The following is a 17,372-nucleotide window of genomic DNA, read 5'->3' as shown; positions in this document are numbered from 1 at the left end:
TTATTATCCAATACCTGCCTCGCCAAAGAAAAATGAACAGGCTATTCAACCATTTGCCTCGTTCTGGCGGACAAAACGATCCATATTCGATGTGAAAGATCAGATCAAACGACCGCAGATGCCGGACGGAGCCTTTAAGCACCGGCTTTCAAAACCGCATCATAACTCATCGGGCCATCGGTCAAATCGCCATTGATCTGGTCGATCAGAACGATCGCGTTCTTGATCATCGGGCCCGTCAAGTTCATGCCCAAAAACACCGCGACAAGTACAGGCTTCTTCTTCCTCTTCTAATCGCTCTACAAGCCACACGAAGGCAACTCACCAAACCATGCCCAAGTCCGATAGATGTCTTTGAACCCGCCCCGGATAGTCAGACACAATTGCATCTACACGCAGGGCGATCATTTTAGCGATATCTTCTGGCTCGTTGACTGTCCAAACGGCAACACACAACCCTAAGTCTTTGGCCAGTTCGACGTTCTTGGCCGTCACATCCGCGTAATATGGACACCAAAGTGAGCCACCCGCTTGCTTGACCAGATGCGGAATGTCATCGCGACGACCGCGAAAATCCGGACAGACCGCTTTCGAGGAATCCTCTCCTACATCATCCGCGTTCTCTGGTAGCTGTGTCAGGTACGAAGACGGCATGTCAGGGGCTTGTCGCTGACATGCCTCCAAAAGATTCCAGTCGAAACTGTGCAGTACCGCGCGAGAGGACAGATCCCTGGCGCGAACCTCTTGCAGAACTCGCCCGACTAATTTTTCGCGGTATCGCGTGTCATGGGCCAAGTCAGGGTCCGACTTCAGTTCCAGCATCAGACAGGCATCACCGTTTTTTGGGTCGCTGATCAAATTCAGCAAATCCATCAGCCTTGGAACACGAACACCGTCCATTTGGGCCTGATCCGGGAAGCGGCGACCATAGGCGGAATGCCCGTCTAGTCGCCCGATATCGAATTCCTGAATCTGCTCAAAGGTAAGAGAGGAAACTTTCGGCTCTTCTCCGGTCAAAAACAGCCCTTCGGCATCGCGAAAGCTAGGCGCGTGCAGCCGGTGGTTGTGAGTTATGACCGGTACATCGTCGGCCGTAAGGACAACATCAAACTCAAGAAGCGGAACGCCGATGGACAGCGAAAAATCAAAGCCGATCAAGCTGTTTTCTGGCAAAACACCGCGTGCCCCTCGATGACCCACAACCCGGATCAGGTTTTCACCGCCACGAAAAGCGTCGACTTGCGGGAATATCATCAGCTTTCCAGCCTTTTTCCCGTCGAATGATCAAACAAATGTATGTTCTCTGCAGCTACCGAAAACCGCATGTTCGGATGGCGGCCTTCGATTGGGTGCACGCCAGAAAGGCTGATCGTAATCGCGTCGCCAGACCCCAAGAGCTGACCGTGTAACAATGTGTTTGCCCCTAATGGCTCGGCCATCTGAATTGCAGCTTCAATCGAACCATTGTCATCATGCATCAGATGTTCCGGTCGGATCCCCAGCTTTACCGCAGTATCGGGGCCTTGGGATGAGCCGACCTCAATTTCACCGACTTTGAGCATCCCGTTTTCACGCTGGGCATCAAATACATTCATCGCGGGGCTGCCGATAAACTGCGCCGCAAACAAAGTTTTCGGCGTTTCATAAACCTCTAGCGGGGTCCCGATCTGCTCGGCCACCCCGCCATTCATCACGATCATCCTGTCCGCCATTGTCATGGCTTCTACTTGGTCATGGGTGACATAAAGCGATGTGATCCCCAGCTTTTCCTGGAGCTCACGAATTTCCAGGCGCATCTGGACCCGCAGCTTGGCATCCAGGTTCGAAAGCGGTTCATCAAACAGAAACACCGCAGGTTCACGGACAATGGCGCGGCCCATCGCGACCCGCTGACGCTGCCCGCCTGAAAGCTGTCTGGGCTTGCGATCAAGCAAGGGTTCAAGCTGCAACAGCTTGGCCGCCTCGGTCACCTTCTGGTCAATCTGGTTCTTGGGAAGGCCCGCGATCTTCAGTCCGTAACCCATGTTCTGGCGTACGGACATATGCGGATAAAGCGCATAATTCTGGAACACCATCGCGATGTCGCGATCCATTGGCTCTTTCTCGTTCGCCCGTTCCTCACCGATCCGGATTTCCCCAGAAGTAGCGGTTTCCAGCCCAGCCACCATCCGAAGTAGTGTGGATTTACCGCAACCTGACGGGCCCACGATAACAATGAACTCTCCGTCAGAGATATCGACATCAATACCATGGATCACATCCGTCGGACCAAAGCTCTTTTTGACATTTTCTAAGGTGACTGTCGCCATTTTTTATTTCTCGCTATCGACAAGGCCGCGGACAAACAGCTTTTGCATTGACACCACCACGATGACCGGCGGGATCATCGCCAGAATGGATGTCGCCATGATTGTCGGCCAATGCGCAAAATCATCGCCGGACGGGAACATCTGCTTGATACCCATCACGATGGTGTTCATTTCAGGGTCGGTGGTGATAAGCAGCGGCCAGAGGTACTGATTCCACCCGTAGATAAACAGAATGACGAACAGCGCCGCGATGTTGGTCCGGCTCATCGGCACCACGATGTCGAAAAAAAACCGCATCGGGCGAGCGCCATCCACGCGGGCAGCTTCGGCCAATTCATCCGGGATCGTCAGAAAGAACTGTCGAAACAGGAACGTCGCAGTTGCCGAGGCGATCAAGGGAAAGATCAACCCGTAATAACTGTTGAGCATGCCGAACCCGGCCACAACCTCAAAGGTCGGAACGATGCGCACCTCAACCGGCAGCATGAGCGTCAGGAAGATCAGCCAGAAGAAGGTCGTACGGCCGGGAAACTTGAAATAGACGATCGCAAAAGCTGAAAGCAACGAGATAATGATTTTGCCCACTGCGATGCCAATGGCCATCACCAGACTGTTGAACAGCATCGTCGCGACGGGCACGTTTATCCCTGAAAACAGCGCCGCCTTGTAATTCACCCAGAACTGATCGCCCGGCCATACGGGCATGGGCGGCGATACAATATCAGCCTGGGTCACGGTCGAGGCCACAAAGGCCAGCCAGATCGGAAAGAAGATGATCAGAACGCCAAGGATCATGAAGGCATGGGTCAGCCAGATGCCTGCGCCGCGTTTCTCGACCATTCCGTGTTGTTGGGCCGCCATCAGTAATGCACCCTCTTTTCTACGTATTTGAACTGGATCACGGTCAACAGGCCCACGACGATCAACAGGATGACCGATTGCGCCGAGGATGAGCCAAGGTCCTGTCCCACAAACCCGTCCGAGAAGACTTTGTAGACAAGGATCGTCGTCGATTGCTGCGGGCCGCCCCCGGTGATCGTGTGAATCACTCCGAAAGTTTCGAAGAAGGCATAGACAACGTTCACCACCAGTAGGAAAAACGCCGTCGGAGACAACAGCGGTAAGACAATGGTAAAGAACCGGCGCCAGAAGCGCGCGCCGTCAATCGCGGCGGCCTCGATCACCGACCTTGGGACCGACTGCAGCGCGGCGAAGAAGAACAGGAAGTTATAACTGATACGCCCCCAGGCCGAGGCGACAACCACCAACCCCATAGCTTCGGTGCCATTCAGAACGTGGTTCCAATCATAGCCGAGTTGTCCAAGGTACCACGATACGACCCCGACGCGCGTGTTGAACATGAAAAGCCACAACACACCCGCAACTGCAGGGGCGACAGCATAGGGCCAGATAAGCAGCGTCCGGTAAACACCCGACCCCTTGATCAGCCGGTCGGCAATGACGGCCAAAAACAACGCCGGGATCATCGAGCAGAGCGTGACCAGCGTCGAAAAAATCGCCGTTGTTACAAATGAAGCGCGGTAAAACTTGTCGCTCAGCAAAAACTCAAAGTTGCCTAAACCGACGTACTGCGAAGACAGCCCGAAGGGATCAGGAATGAACAGAGACTGCCAAACGGCTTGCCCGGCGGGATAAAAGAAGAAGACAGCGGAAATGATGACTTGCGGAGCGATCAACGCCAACGGCAAGAGCCAGCCGCGAAAGGTGACGCGTTTTTCCATCCTGATGCTCCACCGAGAAAAAGGATTGCGGGCCCTTCAGAGCCCGCAATGGTTTTTCGTAAGTTACTGGTTGGCGGATTCGAACCGGCGCAGCAGCGTGTCACCGCGTTCTTTTGCACTGTCCATCGCTTCTTGAGCGGTTTTTTCACCGGACCATACGGCCTCAAGCTCTTCGTCGATGATGCCGCGTATTTGGTCGAACGATCCCAGGCGAAGACCTTTCGAATTTGCGGTTGGCTCTTTGGTTGTCATCTGGATCACGGCGATGTCGGTGCCGGGGTTCTGTTCATAGAATCCAGCGGCACGGGTCACTTCACCTGCATCAGCCGTAATCGGAAGGTAACCGGTGTTCTGATGCCAGTTCGCCTGCACATCAGAAGAGGACAGGAAGCTCAGGAATTCACCGACGCCTTTGTACTCTTCTGCTTCATGACCTTCCATCACCCAAAGCGACGCTCCGCCGATAATGGTGTTCTGCGGCTCACTGATGACGGCCTCCCAATAGGGCAGCGGCCGCACATCGAAGTCGAATTCAGCTTCAGAACTGATACCGGCATAGCCGGCCGAGCTTTCGGTGAACAACGCACATTCGCCAGCGCGGAAGTTTGCCCCGCCCTCGTTCCTGCGACCAGTATAAATGAACTTGCCGTCCTTGGCCCAGTCACCCATGGCAGTCAAATGAGCCACCTGAGCAGGACCGTTCAGCATCAGTTCAGTATCCAGACCGGCAAAGCCGTTATCCTGCGATGCGAAGGGCACATCATGATAGGCTGACAGGTTTTCAAGGTGAATCCAGCTTTGCCATGCAGTCACCAACGGGCAATCTTCCCCACCGGCTTTCAATTGCTCTAGAACGTCGCCGACTTTTTCCCAAGTCGACAGATCCGTGTCAGGGTCAACACCTGCCGCTTCGAATGCGTCGCGATTGACCCAAAGAACTGGAGTAGAGGAGTTGAAGGGCAGAGACAGCATGTCTCCGTCCGTCGTCGTGTAATAGCCTTTGACCGCACCGATATACGCATCAGGATCAAAGGACGCACCGCTTTCGGCCATTACTTCGTGAACAGGCTTGATCGCGCCCTCCGCCGACATCATCGTTGCGGTGCCAACCTCGAAGACCATAAGGATATGCGGCTGCTCACTTGCGCGGAATGCAGCAATGCCAGCGTTCAGCGTTTCCGAGTAATTGCCCTTGTGGCTTTCGACCACGACAAACTCATCCTGACTGGCGTTGAATTCTTCAACCTGAGCTTTAACAAGCTCTCCAAGGCGGCCGGTAAAGGCATGCCAGAACTGAACTTCAGTCTGCGCCATTGCAGCCACAGGGGACAAGGCGGTTGTGACGGCGAGAGCGCCGAGAAAATTCTTTTTCATGATTCCTCCCATGCATCAGGTTCGATGCTTCGTTGAATACCGACCGCAACGCGTAATCGGCACACATGACGATTTCACGACGTTAACGTTACAAATTTATAATTCAAGCATTTATTTTTTGGAAAAAACATAACACTACATTATAAACATACTGAACCAAGAAGGAATCTGGTTTCAAAATGAGTCAAACTTTGAGAATCCGGCAATTGGAAGCGCTTATGGCAGTTTCCACGAATGGCTCGGTTACGGCAGCCGCCACGGATCTTGGAGTAAGCCAGCCTGCAGTCAGCCGCCTGCTTTCCGATCTTGAAAAATCACTTGGGTTTCAACTTTTTGACCGGCGTGAGGGTCGATTAATACCAACGCAAGAAGTTCGCTACCTACAACCCAGCGTAGAACGCGTGCTGGAATTGATGAGGCAGATCGCGGATGTCAGCCAAGATATCACGCAACGAAAGGCCGGGCATATCCGCGTAGCCTGCCTGCCCGGATTTGCCACCAGTCACCTGCCGGAAGTTGTCGCCAATTTTTTGAAAAATCGGCCGGGCGTTACATTGACGATCGAACCGGACAGGCCAGAACGTATCCTCGAATGGATGATTGGTGACCAATATGATTTCGGAATCACGGACAGCTTTAACGGTCATCCGGCGGTCGAAAGCAGGAACATCGACGTCCGAACAGTTTGCGTGTTCCCCAAGGGGCATAACTTGGAAAACCTCTCCGCGGTTACTCCAGCGGACCTTGCAAATAGTAAGATTATTCACACGCGACGCGATAGTGACTTTTTCGGACGTCTTTCAAAAGCGTTTCAGAACGCCAATGTCGAATTGAACTCCCATATCGAAGTCAGGCAGTTCACGGCAGCATGTGAATTGGCGGTTAAAGGTGTCGGCGTTTCCGTCGTGAGCGAACTGGACGCCGTTCAATACACAACGCGGGGATTATGCTATCGTCCGTTCAAGCCATTTTTGCCGCACACACTCTCATTGGTACGTCCAATTTTGAAACAACCGTCACTGGTGACGCTGGAATTCATTGAACAGTTCAGTGAGAGTTTAAGCCCGTTCAAAGTAAAATAGGCCAGTCGAAAGACACAGGATTGCTGGAACCGGCCAGACCGCCGCATAACCATACGTTCCCCTATTTCCTACAACCAGTTGAGTTTGGGACCAAAAAAGTCAGCGTCAGGAACAATCGGCATCGGCACCACGTTATGACGGGCGATGCCATATAGGGCCGGTCGCAATGCTGGAATTTTCGAAACTGAACTCAAGGATGCCGTCGTCGTCCAGTTCACTCTCTCGGTGGATCTCCTCATTCGAGCACTGCGGCAATTGGTATTCGCCGTAATCATCTTGCGGCGTTCCCTGCGACGATTAAACAGGAAGTGTTGCGGCGCCAGACTATTCACACCAAGATTGAAAAGTGCGCGCAACCGGACTGTCCTTTCACAGTCAGTCTTCGGTTTTGTAATAGCCAATCACATCGTTTTCGGTCGTCGCTCCCAAGCCGTTAAGCAAGCGGTTAGAGTAATTGAAGTAGGCGCATACCTGGTTAACCTCCAGAATTTCTCCGTCAGTACACCCGGCAATTTTCAGGGCTTCAAAGTCCGACTTCACCATACGTCCAACGTCTGTCGTCAGCTTGGCGGCGTATCGCAACAGAGCCAATTCCTTGCCCTCGAACTCATTCTCGGGGCGATGCGCCTTGAGCGCGACAAAAATGCGGTCACTGCGTGGCTGATCTTTCAACAGATTCCGCACATTCATGAAGTGGTGCGTCAGGGAATAACTACAGTCGTTCAAGATCGAGGTGTAGCTTGCCACGATTTCAAGAAACCAGAATGGCAGCTGATTGTCGTCGGAATGAAGCACAGAACGATAAAGCGTAACATGCCCATTCATTGTTTCAGGACGTAAAGAATGTACGCGCATCACAGTATCAACGGTTCCATGGGGCGTGCGGGCTTTGTCCAAAAGATCTTTCAACCGGCCTTCGGCATGTTCATCAGCAATCATTTCGATCCAAGCGCTCATTACCAGGCCCTCTGTTATGTGCAGTTCAAACTTATGAGCAAAGGCGTCGAGCGTGTCAGTAAAAAATTTTCCCCGGACGACATTTTTTTGTGGATCACAGAGATGTGAAGCATGTATTTTGCCAGCCGAGGGCGTGTAGGAGTGTCATTGTGATCGGTCCAAACCATATTGCCGGGGCTGAAAACCTGCTGTTCAGATGTGGCGGGCTGACGACGGACGACCATCTTCTCATCCTTCGCGAAAGCGCCGAGCATGACTATTACGACGCTGATATCACGGACATTATCGTGGAATGTGCGAAGCAGCACGACATTAGAACCTCGGTTCGAACCATCCCCTTCGATCCACTTAAGGCGCACCTGTCGAGCGATCTGATAACCGAGATGAAATCGGCTGACCGCACGCTGTTTTTGTCTCGCACCGGAGATCAGATTCGCTTCAATGCTGAAATGGCCGATATTCGCCCAATCATGTCCTATGCGCTGGACGCCGATATGTTGGCATCAGGGTTCGGGCGCGCGAACTACGATGGTTTTGTCGCCCTCAAGGGCGCGGTGAATACGGCATTGTCGATTGCATCGAAAATCCATGTGACCTGCCCTTTGGGAACAGATTTTAGTGGCCCCGGTGCTGCATTTGCAAAGAACGCAGCGGCGGATGTCAGTGTAACGCGGTTTCCGATGTCGGTGTTTGCACCGGTTCCTGTGGCCGGGTTTTCCGGGGTCGTCATGCAAGACGGTTTTTTGGTTGGAACCGGGTCGAGGTTCTACGAACCCTACGGCTGTGAATTGAATGAGCCGTTGGCCGTGCAGTTCGACTGCAGCAGGCTGATCGGATTTTCCGGCCATCCAATGGATGTGCATTGTGCCCAGATGCACTATGAGAAAGTCGGCAAAATGTTCGATCTGGATCCTATGACCATGCATTCATGGCATGCTGGCATCCATCCGGGCTGTGCATATACATCGCCTGCTTTTGAAAACTACGAGCGATGGAGCGGGTCGGCATTTGGCAATCCCCGTCTGCTGCATTTTCACACTTGCGGTGACTACGCACCGGGCGAAATCTCGTTGAATGTGCTGGATCCGACGATCCGCATTGACGGGGTAGCTGTATGGAAGGACGGCGTCTTCCGCCCCGAGAAGATCCCCGGAGGCGCTGAAATCCTGGCCGCCTGTCCTTGCATCAAATCTGTTTTCGATGCACCCGCGCAAGAAGTAGGGCAAGGCGCGAACGGCAGATTATCTGCCCGCTAAACCTCAGCGTCGGTCAGCTTGGCAACCCGTGCCCGGAACCGCATGGCGCCGGCATCCAGGCCCAGATTGATGTAACCGCTTTTACGACCTGCCATCCCTGTCTGAACATGTTCCAGCACTTCTTTGTCTTCGTTGAATGCCATGATCGCGCCTTCGAACATGCGTTGTGACATGGCTGTGTCATCGGCGTGCATATTGCGGTGTTGGAACCAGAAATAGCGAGAGGTCTCAGCATCGACCGGTGTTATGAAATTGTATGAGATATTGACGAAAGCGTTGGGTGACAGTGGTTGATCCGCCCCGCCTTCGCCAACCGGCGTGTAAACGGACATGTTGATTGCGGTTGACGGCAATCGGCACTCGTAATGCTGTTTGCGATCACAGCTTGGGCCGAAGGGAAGGATCGGGGCATAGTATGGCGGCGCTGGTTCATCCTTGATCCAGCGCGAGACTATGACGCCCTCTTCGGTTTCTTCAATATCCAGTGGCCGGTTGTCAGTTCCGGCCCCAGCGAATGAGGTCAAATGCACCCAGGCCACGTGGCTGGGGTCCAGCAGATTGTCGATGATGTAGAGGTAGTGACAGGCCATTTCCATCGCGCCGGTCTGTGTCTTGCCCCACGAGGGATTGTCGAAATTAGGGATACTAATAATGTCGTCCGTGTCGGCCTGGCCCGAATCTCCCATCCAGAGCCACAGAAAACCCCAGCGATCCTCGGCCGGATAAGCATGAACTGCAGCGCGGCGGGGCGGGTTGTCCAATTGCGTTGGCGCGCTGACACATTCTCCACCGCAGCCAAAGGTTAGCCCGTGATAGCCACAGACGACATGGTCGCCTTCAATCGTGCCGCGCGACAAAGGCAGTTTTCGGTGCGGGCAGGCATCTTCCAGCGCAATAGCTTTGCCTGCTGTATCGCGGTAAATCACAATGTCTTCGTCCAGCATCCGAACAGCACTGAGACTTCGTCCGAAATCTTCGGAGCGACCGGCAACATACCAGCTGTTGCGAATAAACCCCTTGGCACCGGCGAGATCAGGACGCATGCGGTTCACTCCGAAAACACGTCATAGGCCTTGAGCGCCTTGGCGCTATAGGCATAGGACGGCCCACCGCCCATATAGGTCGCCATGGCCAGCGCCTCGCACATTTCTTCACGGGTGGCGCCAAGACGGACCAGTGAGCGTGCGTGAAACCCAATGCAGCTGTCGCAACGGGTGGCAATTGCAATGCCAAGCGCCATGAATTCCTTGGTCTTCTCGCTCAGCGCGCCATCGGTTTTGGCGGCTTTTCCCATGATGCCAAAGCCGCGCACGGTTTCTGGCACCTCTTTCGAAAAGGCGCCAATGTTCGCCTCGGTTTCGGCCAAAAAGTCTTTCCAATCCATGTGTTTTTTGCTCCTTATCCGCGCTCGTCCGCACCCATGCGGCGCTCCAGCCACCGCACACCTGCGCTGATGATCAGAACCAGGATCAGGTATTCGAAAATCAGCAGCGTATAAATTTCCAGCGGGCGGTATTCAGTCACCACCAGCTCATTCGCGCGGCGGGTTAGTTCCTGCATCCCGATGACACTGGCAAAAGCGCTCATCTTCACGATGTAGATGAACTGGTTCGCCAGTGGCGGCAGAATGCGCCGGATCGCTTGCGGCAGGATCACATAGCGCATTGTCTGCACGTAATTCAGCCCGATTGTCTGCGCCGCCTCACGCTGACCACGGGCAATGGATTGGATACCGGCCCGGTAGATCTCGGCCGTAAACGCACTGTCGGAGATCGCCAAGGTTATGATCGCGCCCCAAAACGGATCAATGGGAACGTTCAGACCCATCGACTGAAACACGATGGGCAGGCCGTAGAAGACCCAGAATAACATCGGCAGCAAGGGGATGGCGCGAACGAACTCCACATAGACCCGGTTAGTCAGCCGCCAGCCGCGTTTTTCCGACAATCCAGGAAGTGCCACCATCAACCCCAGCACAATCGACAACACCGCCGCGATCAGAGAGATTTGGATCGTGGCCCACATGCCCGAGATCAAGAACTTCACATTGGTCCAACCCGTCTGCGTGGTCGGGTCGATCACATACCATCCCCAGGTCTGAGACGACGAACAGCCCGCCAGCATCAGGAAGGGTACTATCAGGAAAAGTTTCTTCATCTCCCCCCTCCTCAGTGTTGCAGAATTTGGCTGAGGAACTTGCGGCACCGCTCGGATTGCGGGTTGGTGAAAAAATGCTCGGGGTGCCCCTCTTCGACGATCTCACCGGCATCCATAAAGATCATCTTGTCAGCAACCTTGCGGGCAAAGCCCATTTCATGCGTGACGACCACCATCGTCATCCCCTCTTGGGCAAGTTCGACCATGACATCCAGAACCTCCGAGATCATCTCGGGATCCAGCGCCGAGGTTGGTTCGTCAAACAGCAATACGCGCGGTTCCATACAAAGCGAGCGCGCAATGGCGACCCGCTGTTGCTGACCGCCCGATAGCTGGACGGGCCGTTTGTCGGCCTGATCGGGAATGTGAACGCGATCCAGGTACTTCCGGGCTTTCTCTTCGGCGTCCTTACGGCTGAGACCTCGCGCCTTTATCGGGCCAAGTGTCAGATTTTCCAGAACGGTAAGATGTGGAAACAGGTTGAACTGTTGAAACACCATGCCAACTTCGGACCGAATGGAGGCAGCCGATTTCGGATCATCCGTCAATTCGACGCCATCGACCCGAATTGTGCCTTGCTGGTGTTTTTCCAGTTGGTTGATACATCGAACCACGGTCGACTTGCCGGAACCGGACGGGCCGCAAATGACCACTCTTTCACCGTTTTTCACGGTGAGGTTAATGTCTTTGAGAACATGGAACGTGTCGAACCACTTGTTAACGCCCGCAAGCTCGATGGCGGCATCTGACATTGGCTGACTTGCCCCTTTTATTCCCGGTAGAATATTTTCTTGAGATTAACTTTGGGTTTGCGGTTAAATCAATAACGAACATGGCAACAAGACCGAAACATCACCAACAGGAGAAGTAGATGAACAATTTTTGCAAAGCCGCTGCCATAGCGGCGATCGGATTGATCGTGTCGGGCGCTGCTCAGGCACAATCGGCATTGAACGAAGTTCTGGATTCCGGCGTCCTAAAGGTCGGCACGACTGGTGACTGGAATCCGATGTCGTTGCGTGATCCGGCGACAAACAGCTACAAGGGATATGACATCGACATCATGAACGAGTTGGCCAGTGATCTGGGTGTTGAGGTCGAATATGTCCCAACCGATTGGAAAACACTGGTAAACGGCGTTGTCGCGGGCAAGTATCACCTGACGGGGTCTGCCTCGATCTCTCCGCCGCGCATGAAGGTCGCAGGGTTTTCGGACAGCTATATTGCTGTTGAATTGTTCCCCTACACAATCAAGGATAAGGCAGACAAGTTTGATGGCTACGAGTCCATTAACCAACCGGGCGTCACAGTAGCCACGACCTTGGGCACAACATTTGAAAAACGCGTACGCGAATGGTTCCCGAACGCTGAAATCAAAGTGGTCGAAGCCCCGGCACGTGGCTTTCAAGAAGTGATCGCAGGACGCGCTGACGTGTTCATCACGTCGAATATCGAGGGATCTACACTTGAAGCCAAATTCCCAGTGGTACGTGTCAAAAACGCCGGCCCCCGCTCACCTTCGCCAATTGCGATGATCCTTCCGCAGGGGGATCAGGTCTGGATCAACTACGTAAACAACTGGATCGAGGTTAAAAAAGCCCAAGGCTTTTTTGAACAGAACCGGGAAAAGTGGGGGCTTTGATCCCACTAAAACTAGAGCCCGGCCATTTTGGCCGGGCTTTTCAGGTTCCGCCGATTATGGCTTTGGCCACAACCGTCACAAACTTGACCTTTGGCGTTTTCAGCTCAATTGGCCCGTGTGACACATTTGAATCAAAACTCAGACTGTCACCGGGACGCATGTGGTAAGACGCATCGCCACAGCCATAGACCATCTCCCCATCCGTGACATGGATGAATTCCACGCCCTGATGCTGATACAGTGGACGGGCATCCAGAGGGGCCTCCAACGTGACGCTAAAGCTTTCAAAACTGACATGTTTTGCTTCGGCCCGACCGATTAGCTTGTAGCTGTGCCCATAGCCACTGCCCAGCCGTTGAACGGTAACACCTTCGCCGGCAGCAACGAACGATGCGTCGGAACGCTCCACTGTCGCCGCAAAGAAGTTTATCAGCGGAACACCGATACCCTCGGCCAAAGCCTCCAATGTCGCCAAAGAGGCCGACACCTGACCTCGCTCAATCTTGGAAATCATTGCGGTCGAAACACCCGAACTTGCGGACAATTCCGACAAAGTCAGTTCCGCAAGACGCCGATGGGTTTTGACAGCTAAACCGATCAGCTGGTCCAGGGATTTCTTTTTCAACTCAAGGGCTGGTGAATCTTCCATTGGCTCAGCCTAATGCTGTCGTGCAAAAAGGAAAAGAACACTCTGTGCCATAAGCCAAAGGGACCGCAATGAAACTTGACGACATGACGTGGTGCGAAGTCGAAGCCCGTATCGAACAAGGGGCGGCAATCCTGCTTCCGGTCGGTTCGACGGAACAGCATGGTCCCATGGGCCGGATCGGGACAGACACGATTTGCGCAAATGCGGTTGCTTTGGCCGCATCAGAGATGTGCGACGCCATCGTAGCACCCCCTATCGCCTACACCCCTGCCCTGTTCAATGCCTCATTCCCCGGAACAATCTCTGTCTCAGATGCAACATTTCAGAACCTCGCCCGCGAGGTGATTGAGGCCTGCCTCGATCAGGGGTTTTTGGGGGTCTTCGTTGTGAACGGCCACGGGGCTAATCTGGACCCACTCGAACGGATCGCGAAAGACCTACCTGCGAGCAAGCTCAGGATACGCAGCTGGTGGGAGCCGAAAACGGTCAACGAGATGCGCGCAGAGCTGTATGGCGCATGGGAGGGAATGCATGCGACGCCTTCCGAAGTAGCCATCACACAGGCTCTATTAGGTGCAATCCCTCCGGGTCAGGCTGCGGAACCACCCAAACCACTAAGTGCCGAGTTTATTCGAGCGCATTCCAGAGACCGGCATGGGCCACCCCACGAGCATCGCGCCGAATTTCCCGACGGTCGCGTTGGGTCCCACTCGGCTTTGGCGACACCTGAAGCTGGGCATCAATTGCTGCAGGCAAGCGCCGCGGAAATTGCGCAGGAATACACCACTTTCCTGACTGAAGCTCTTCGGGACGCTTGAAAGCGCTCGGTCGCGGAACCTGTTTTCACTTATGGTGCCGACGGGACGTTGAGCATTTTACTAACGATTTAGGTTCTGGCTGCAAAACCGATGCTCCAGACTAGATCATCATCGACGAAAGTAAGTCCAAATACGTGACTAAATCTGTTGAAAAGGCTCGCAGGAATTTTGAACGCCTGTTCTGCAAATGAGCACGTTCAAACTACTCGCGCCGGATGAGTTCGGTTTTTTTCGACGTGGATAGTTTGCATCGATTGGACATCAACTCATTCAAAGATACCTAAATCCAACGCGCCAATGTCGCAAATCCTAACAAGATGTGCGCTCTGACCGACAGTCCCAAACCGCCAAACTTGGTTTCTTCCGCAGATCATCACGGTTCCGGATCATTCCTTAGGAGGAGACCCATATGTCTGCGAATGAAGACAACATACGGCAGCCCGGCTTGGTGCTGGCGCTAGTGCCAATAGTGCTGACCTTGTGTGTGCTTGGGCTGCAGCTATTCTATTTCGGGGACTTTACCCCGCACATCCCACTGGCATTCGGGATTGCAATCACCGGCATCGTTGGCCTCATGTTGGGGCACAAATGGCCCAGCATCGAAGAAGGCGTGTTCCACGTCATTAATATCTCTCTGCCGTCGGTCTCGATACTGATCACAGTGGGCATGATCATCGGTGTGTGGATTGCCAGCGGTACGGTCCCGACGCTGATTTATTATGGGCTCAAGATATTGTCGCCCGAACTTTTCCTTGCCGCTGGCATGCTTCTTTGCTCCATTGTTTCTGTTTCACTGGGCACTTCGTGGGGAACGACAGGCACGGTCGGGCTGGCGCTGATGGGGATCGGTGCGGGCTTTGGTATTCCTATGTATTGGACGGCAGGGGCAGTGGTCTCTGGCGCATTCTTTGGCGACAAGATCTCGCCTTTGTCGGACACGACAAATCTGGCTCCTGCCGTCACAGGGACCAATCTGTTCGATCACATTCGGAATATGCTTCCTACGACGGTACCGTCGATGCTGATCGCGCTGGTGATCTACTTTGTTGTCGGCTTCACGTTGATAGATACGTCTCAGGTTTCGTTTGACCGAATTCACGCAATTACGACCGCGTTGGATGATGCGTTCTGGATTTCGCCGATCATGCTGTTTCCGGCTGTTCTGGTCATCGTGTTGGCGGTCATGAAGCAGCCTCCGATTCCATCGCTGTTTGCAGGAGCTGTTGCGGGCGGCATCATGGCTATCTTCTGTCAGGGGGCTGGGTTGCATGAGACGTTCACCTTTGCCAACAGCGGATACTCGGTCGATACCGGTGTTCCGGAAATCGACCCGCTGCTCAACCGCGGCGGTATTCAGTCGATGATGTGGACGATCTCGCTGGTGTTGCTGGCCCTGGGTTTCGGCGGGGCGCTTGAACGCGTGGGCTGCCTTCAAGCCATCATCAAAGTTGTCATCTCTAAGGTGAAAACGTTCGCAGGCATTCAGACCTCAGCCATTCTGACATCTGTCGCCACCAATACCGTTGCAGGCGATCCATACTTGTCCATCGCACTGCCGGGCCGGATGTATGCGCCAGTTTATCGCGCGATGGGCTATTCCCCCTTGAACCTCTCCCGTGCGGTTGAGGAAGGCGGAACACTGGTATCCCCACTGATCCCATGGAATGCGGGCGGCGCATTCGTCATCACGGCACTTGGCCTGGGCATCGCGGACGGTAACTTCGAAAACTTGCTGTATATTCCGCTCGCCTTTGCTTGCTGGCTGTCGCCTGTGATCGGTATCATCTATGCCATGACAGGACTTTTCTCACCCAAGGCAAGTGAAGAAGAGATCCGCTCTTGGGAGGAAAGCGGCGAACCTGTTGCGCAGATGAGCGCCTAACCAGTTTGCACCAACACTCAAAGGGTGTTGGTGCCCTTCATCCGCCTTGGTCGATGCTGGGAGGAGAAAAAATGAACCCGAGAAACTTTGTCCCAAAGGGCGCGGCCAGCTATCGCATAGATTATGATGGGTCGGCCAAGGAAATCTATTTTCTGCTGCTGCCAAAGCTGACCATGCTGGCCTTTAGTGCCGCGGTGGAACCTCTGAGGATTGCCAACCAGGTTACAAACAAGGAACTGTATAAATGGTTTCTGATCACCGAAGACGGAAATCCGGTTACCTGCTCAAATGGGATTGAAATTACACCGGATTTTGCCCTGCGTAATCTTCCGCGTTCGTCGCGGCTTTTTGTCTGCTCAGGCATTGAACCAACCGAAAGCACAAACCCGAAAGTCCTGTCGTGGATCAGCCGCCAGAAAACCTTTGGTTGCAATCTGGGTGGTATTTGTACGGGTGCATTTGCCCTTGCCGAGGCTGGGGCTCTGACCGGGAAAAGGTTCACATTGCATTGGGAAAATCACCCGGCTTTCGTCGAACACTTTCATGACTTGGAGCCCTCGGCAAACCTGTATGAAATCGACAACGAGCTTATGACATGCGGTGGCGGCAATGCCGCAACTGACATGATGTTGGACATGATCGAGTCCGATTTCGGAAACGACCTGGCAGTCATCGTTTCAGACATGTGCATCCATTTTCGGTCCAACAACAGTAAAACGCTTCAGAAGTCAGCCTTCTCAGTGGCCTTGGGCAGTCGCAACCAGTACCTGATCAACGCCATGCAGATCATGCACGAAAACTTGGAAGAACCGTTGGATATCTCTGAAATAGCAGAAGCAGTACAGATATCTCGTCGTCAGTTGGAGCGGCTCTTTCAAAAATATGTCGAAACTTCGCCTGTACAGTTTTACATCGAACTGCGCGTTGCAAGGGCTTACGCATTGCTCAGCGAAACTGAAATGGCGGTTGCTGAAATTGCGGCGGCCACGGGTTTCAGCAGCGCGACCCAACTTACGGTACGATTTAAAAAACGCTACGGCGAAGCGCCAACTTCCTTCAGGAGAGGGTGGTCAGAAAGGCGTGAATAATATGAGTTTGACCAGTAGTGGAAATGGACGTCAAATTCTTTCGTGGCACGCAGCGCGGCGACAAGGGCATCTTCGCTCAGATAATGGCCGGTCTTGCTGCCGATCATGGCGAAGAGAAAACCGTCATGATCGACGCGACCTACCTGAAGGCCCATCGGGCATCTCATCTCCGCTCCTTGGCGATTACGATGAGCCAGAAACCCTCTCTTATCAAATCGACCTAAACTGTCTCAATGGCGCTGACGGCAGACACACGCCCGGATTCCAACCGTTTCAGCAATTCGCCCACCTGGCAGGATAAACTGCTCAACAATTCCACTGATGCTCTGCCATCTCTAAAGTCTGCGACAGAACCACCTCGGGGTTCTGTTGCAGAGTTTAGAGGGCGACGAGCTATTTCAGTGATCGCTTCGGAG

The 17,372-nt window shown here is 53.6% G+C and carries 17 protein-coding genes and 1 pseudogene; 7 read left to right on the top strand and 11 right to left on the bottom strand.

Annotated elements, in window-relative coordinates:
• Window positions 1–321: 321 nt before the first annotated feature.
• The 5 genes from RUE5091_RS20815 to ugpB form a co-directional block, all read right to left on the bottom strand.
• Window positions 322–1,254, bottom strand: coding sequence for a glycerophosphodiester phosphodiesterase family protein (locus tag RUE5091_RS20815; protein WP_058283864.1), 933 nt, complete (start codon window positions 1,252–1,254; stop codon window positions 322–324).
• Window positions 1,254–2,309: a sn-glycerol-3-phosphate ABC transporter ATP-binding protein UgpC gene (gene ugpC, locus RUE5091_RS20810; RefSeq protein WP_058283863.1), complete on the bottom strand. Its 1,056-nt coding sequence runs from the start codon at window positions 2,307–2,309 to the stop codon at window positions 1,254–1,256. The genes RUE5091_RS20815 and ugpC overlap by 1 nt, the downstream gene beginning before the upstream one ends.
• Window positions 2,310–2,312: 3 nt before the next feature.
• The gene (gene ugpE, locus RUE5091_RS20805) at window positions 2,313–3,149 is read right to left on the bottom strand and encodes a sn-glycerol-3-phosphate ABC transporter permease UgpE (protein ID WP_058283903.1); all 837 of its coding nucleotides are present in this window, start codon (window positions 3,147–3,149) and stop codon (window positions 2,313–2,315) included.
• A gap of 20 nt (window positions 3,150–3,169) precedes the next feature.
• Window positions 3,170–4,051 (bottom strand): sn-glycerol-3-phosphate ABC transporter permease UgpA, encoded by an 882-nt coding sequence (ugpA, locus tag RUE5091_RS20800; protein ID WP_058283862.1) that lies wholly within the window; start codon window positions 4,049–4,051, stop codon window positions 3,170–3,172.
• A 63-nt stretch (window positions 4,052–4,114) separates the two neighbouring features.
• Complete coding sequence (gene ugpB / locus RUE5091_RS20795; protein ID WP_058283902.1) at window positions 4,115–5,425, bottom strand: sn-glycerol-3-phosphate ABC transporter substrate-binding protein UgpB; 1,311 nt, start codon at window positions 5,423–5,425, stop codon at window positions 4,115–4,117.
• A gap of 179 nt (window positions 5,426–5,604) precedes the next feature.
• Between ugpB and RUE5091_RS20790 the strand changes: the two genes are divergently transcribed.
• Window positions 5,605–6,507, top strand: coding sequence for a LysR substrate-binding domain-containing protein (locus RUE5091_RS20790; RefSeq protein WP_058283861.1), 903 nt, complete (start codon window positions 5,605–5,607; stop codon window positions 6,505–6,507).
• A gap of 375 nt (window positions 6,508–6,882) precedes the next feature.
• Here the strand turns inward: RUE5091_RS20790 and RUE5091_RS20785 are convergent, their stop codons facing one another.
• Entirely contained in the window at window positions 6,883–7,464 is a 582-nt protein-coding gene (locus RUE5091_RS20785) for a carboxymuconolactone decarboxylase family protein (protein ID WP_058283860.1), read from the bottom strand.
• 149 nt (window positions 7,465–7,613) lie between these two features.
• Here RUE5091_RS20785 and RUE5091_RS20780 point away from each other — a divergent pair, with 149 nt between their 5' ends.
• Window positions 7,614–8,720 carry a hypothetical protein gene (locus RUE5091_RS20780; RefSeq protein WP_058283859.1) on the top strand — a complete coding sequence of 369 codons (1,107 nt, stop codon included), beginning with the start codon at window positions 7,614–7,616 and terminating at the stop codon, window positions 8,718–8,720.
• On the opposite strand, the gene RUE5091_RS20775 is transcribed toward RUE5091_RS20780, so the two are convergent.
• The 4 genes from RUE5091_RS20775 to RUE5091_RS20760 are packed head-to-tail and all read right to left on the bottom strand — an operon-like array spanning window position 8,717 to window position 11,629.
• A complete protein-coding gene (locus RUE5091_RS20775) occupies window positions 8,717–9,763 on the bottom strand; it encodes an aromatic ring-hydroxylating dioxygenase subunit alpha (RefSeq protein WP_058283901.1) in 1,047 nt (348 codons plus the stop codon). The genes RUE5091_RS20780 and RUE5091_RS20775 overlap by 4 nt on opposite strands.
• 5 nt (window positions 9,764–9,768) lie before the next feature.
• Complete coding sequence (locus RUE5091_RS20770; protein ID WP_058283858.1) at window positions 9,769–10,104, bottom strand: carboxymuconolactone decarboxylase family protein; 336 nt, start codon at window positions 10,102–10,104, stop codon at window positions 9,769–9,771.
• 14 nt (window positions 10,105–10,118) lie between these two features.
• Window positions 10,119–10,877, bottom strand: coding sequence for an amino acid ABC transporter permease (locus RUE5091_RS20765; protein WP_058283857.1), 759 nt, complete (start codon window positions 10,875–10,877; stop codon window positions 10,119–10,121).
• 11 nt (window positions 10,878–10,888) lie between these two features.
• Window positions 10,889–11,629, bottom strand: coding sequence for an amino acid ABC transporter ATP-binding protein (locus RUE5091_RS20760; protein ID WP_058283856.1), 741 nt, complete (start codon window positions 11,627–11,629; stop codon window positions 10,889–10,891).
• Window positions 11,630–11,748: 119 nt separating this feature from the next.
• On the opposite strand from RUE5091_RS20760, the gene RUE5091_RS20755 reads away from it, so the two are divergent.
• Window positions 11,749–12,519 (top strand): transporter substrate-binding domain-containing protein, encoded by a 771-nt coding sequence (locus tag RUE5091_RS20755; protein ID WP_058283855.1) that lies wholly within the window; start codon window positions 11,749–11,751, stop codon window positions 12,517–12,519.
• Window positions 12,520–12,559: 40 nt separating this feature from the next.
• On the opposite strand, the gene RUE5091_RS20750 is transcribed toward RUE5091_RS20755, so the two are convergent.
• Window positions 12,560–13,168 carry a helix-turn-helix domain-containing protein gene (locus tag RUE5091_RS20750; RefSeq protein ID WP_058283854.1) on the bottom strand — a complete coding sequence of 203 codons (609 nt, stop codon included), beginning with the start codon at window positions 13,166–13,168 and terminating at the stop codon, window positions 12,560–12,562.
• Window positions 13,169–13,236: 68 nt separating this feature from the next.
• On the opposite strand from RUE5091_RS20750, the gene RUE5091_RS20745 reads away from it, so the two are divergent.
• The 4 genes and pseudogenes from RUE5091_RS20745 to RUE5091_RS22970 all read left to right on the top strand — a co-directional run.
• Window positions 13,237–13,986 (top strand): creatininase family protein, encoded by a 750-nt coding sequence (locus RUE5091_RS20745; protein ID WP_058283853.1) that lies wholly within the window; start codon window positions 13,237–13,239, stop codon window positions 13,984–13,986.
• Window positions 13,987–14,395: 409 nt separating this feature from the next.
• Entirely contained in the window at window positions 14,396–15,868 is a 1,473-nt protein-coding gene (gene nhaC, locus RUE5091_RS20740; RefSeq protein WP_058283852.1) for a Na+/H+ antiporter NhaC, read from the top strand.
• Window positions 15,869–15,939: 71 nt separating this feature from the next.
• Complete coding sequence (locus tag RUE5091_RS20735) at window positions 15,940–16,956, top strand: GlxA family transcriptional regulator (protein ID WP_058283900.1); 1,017 nt, start codon at window positions 15,940–15,942, stop codon at window positions 16,954–16,956.
• 59 nt (window positions 16,957–17,015) lie between these two features.
• Window positions 17,016–17,129 (top strand): annotated as a pseudogene (locus tag RUE5091_RS22970) (IS5/IS1182 family transposase); the annotation flags it as partial.
• Window positions 17,130–17,372: the final 243 nt, after the last annotated feature.

Origin of the sequence: Ruegeria denitrificans, from assembly GCF_001458295.1 — a bacterium.
GTDB classification, from domain to species: domain Bacteria; phylum Pseudomonadota; class Alphaproteobacteria; order Rhodobacterales; family Rhodobacteraceae; genus Ruegeria; species Ruegeria denitrificans.
The sequence above is the reverse complement of the archived record's forward strand: the minus strand, read 5'-3'. Positions and strand labels throughout refer to the sequence as shown.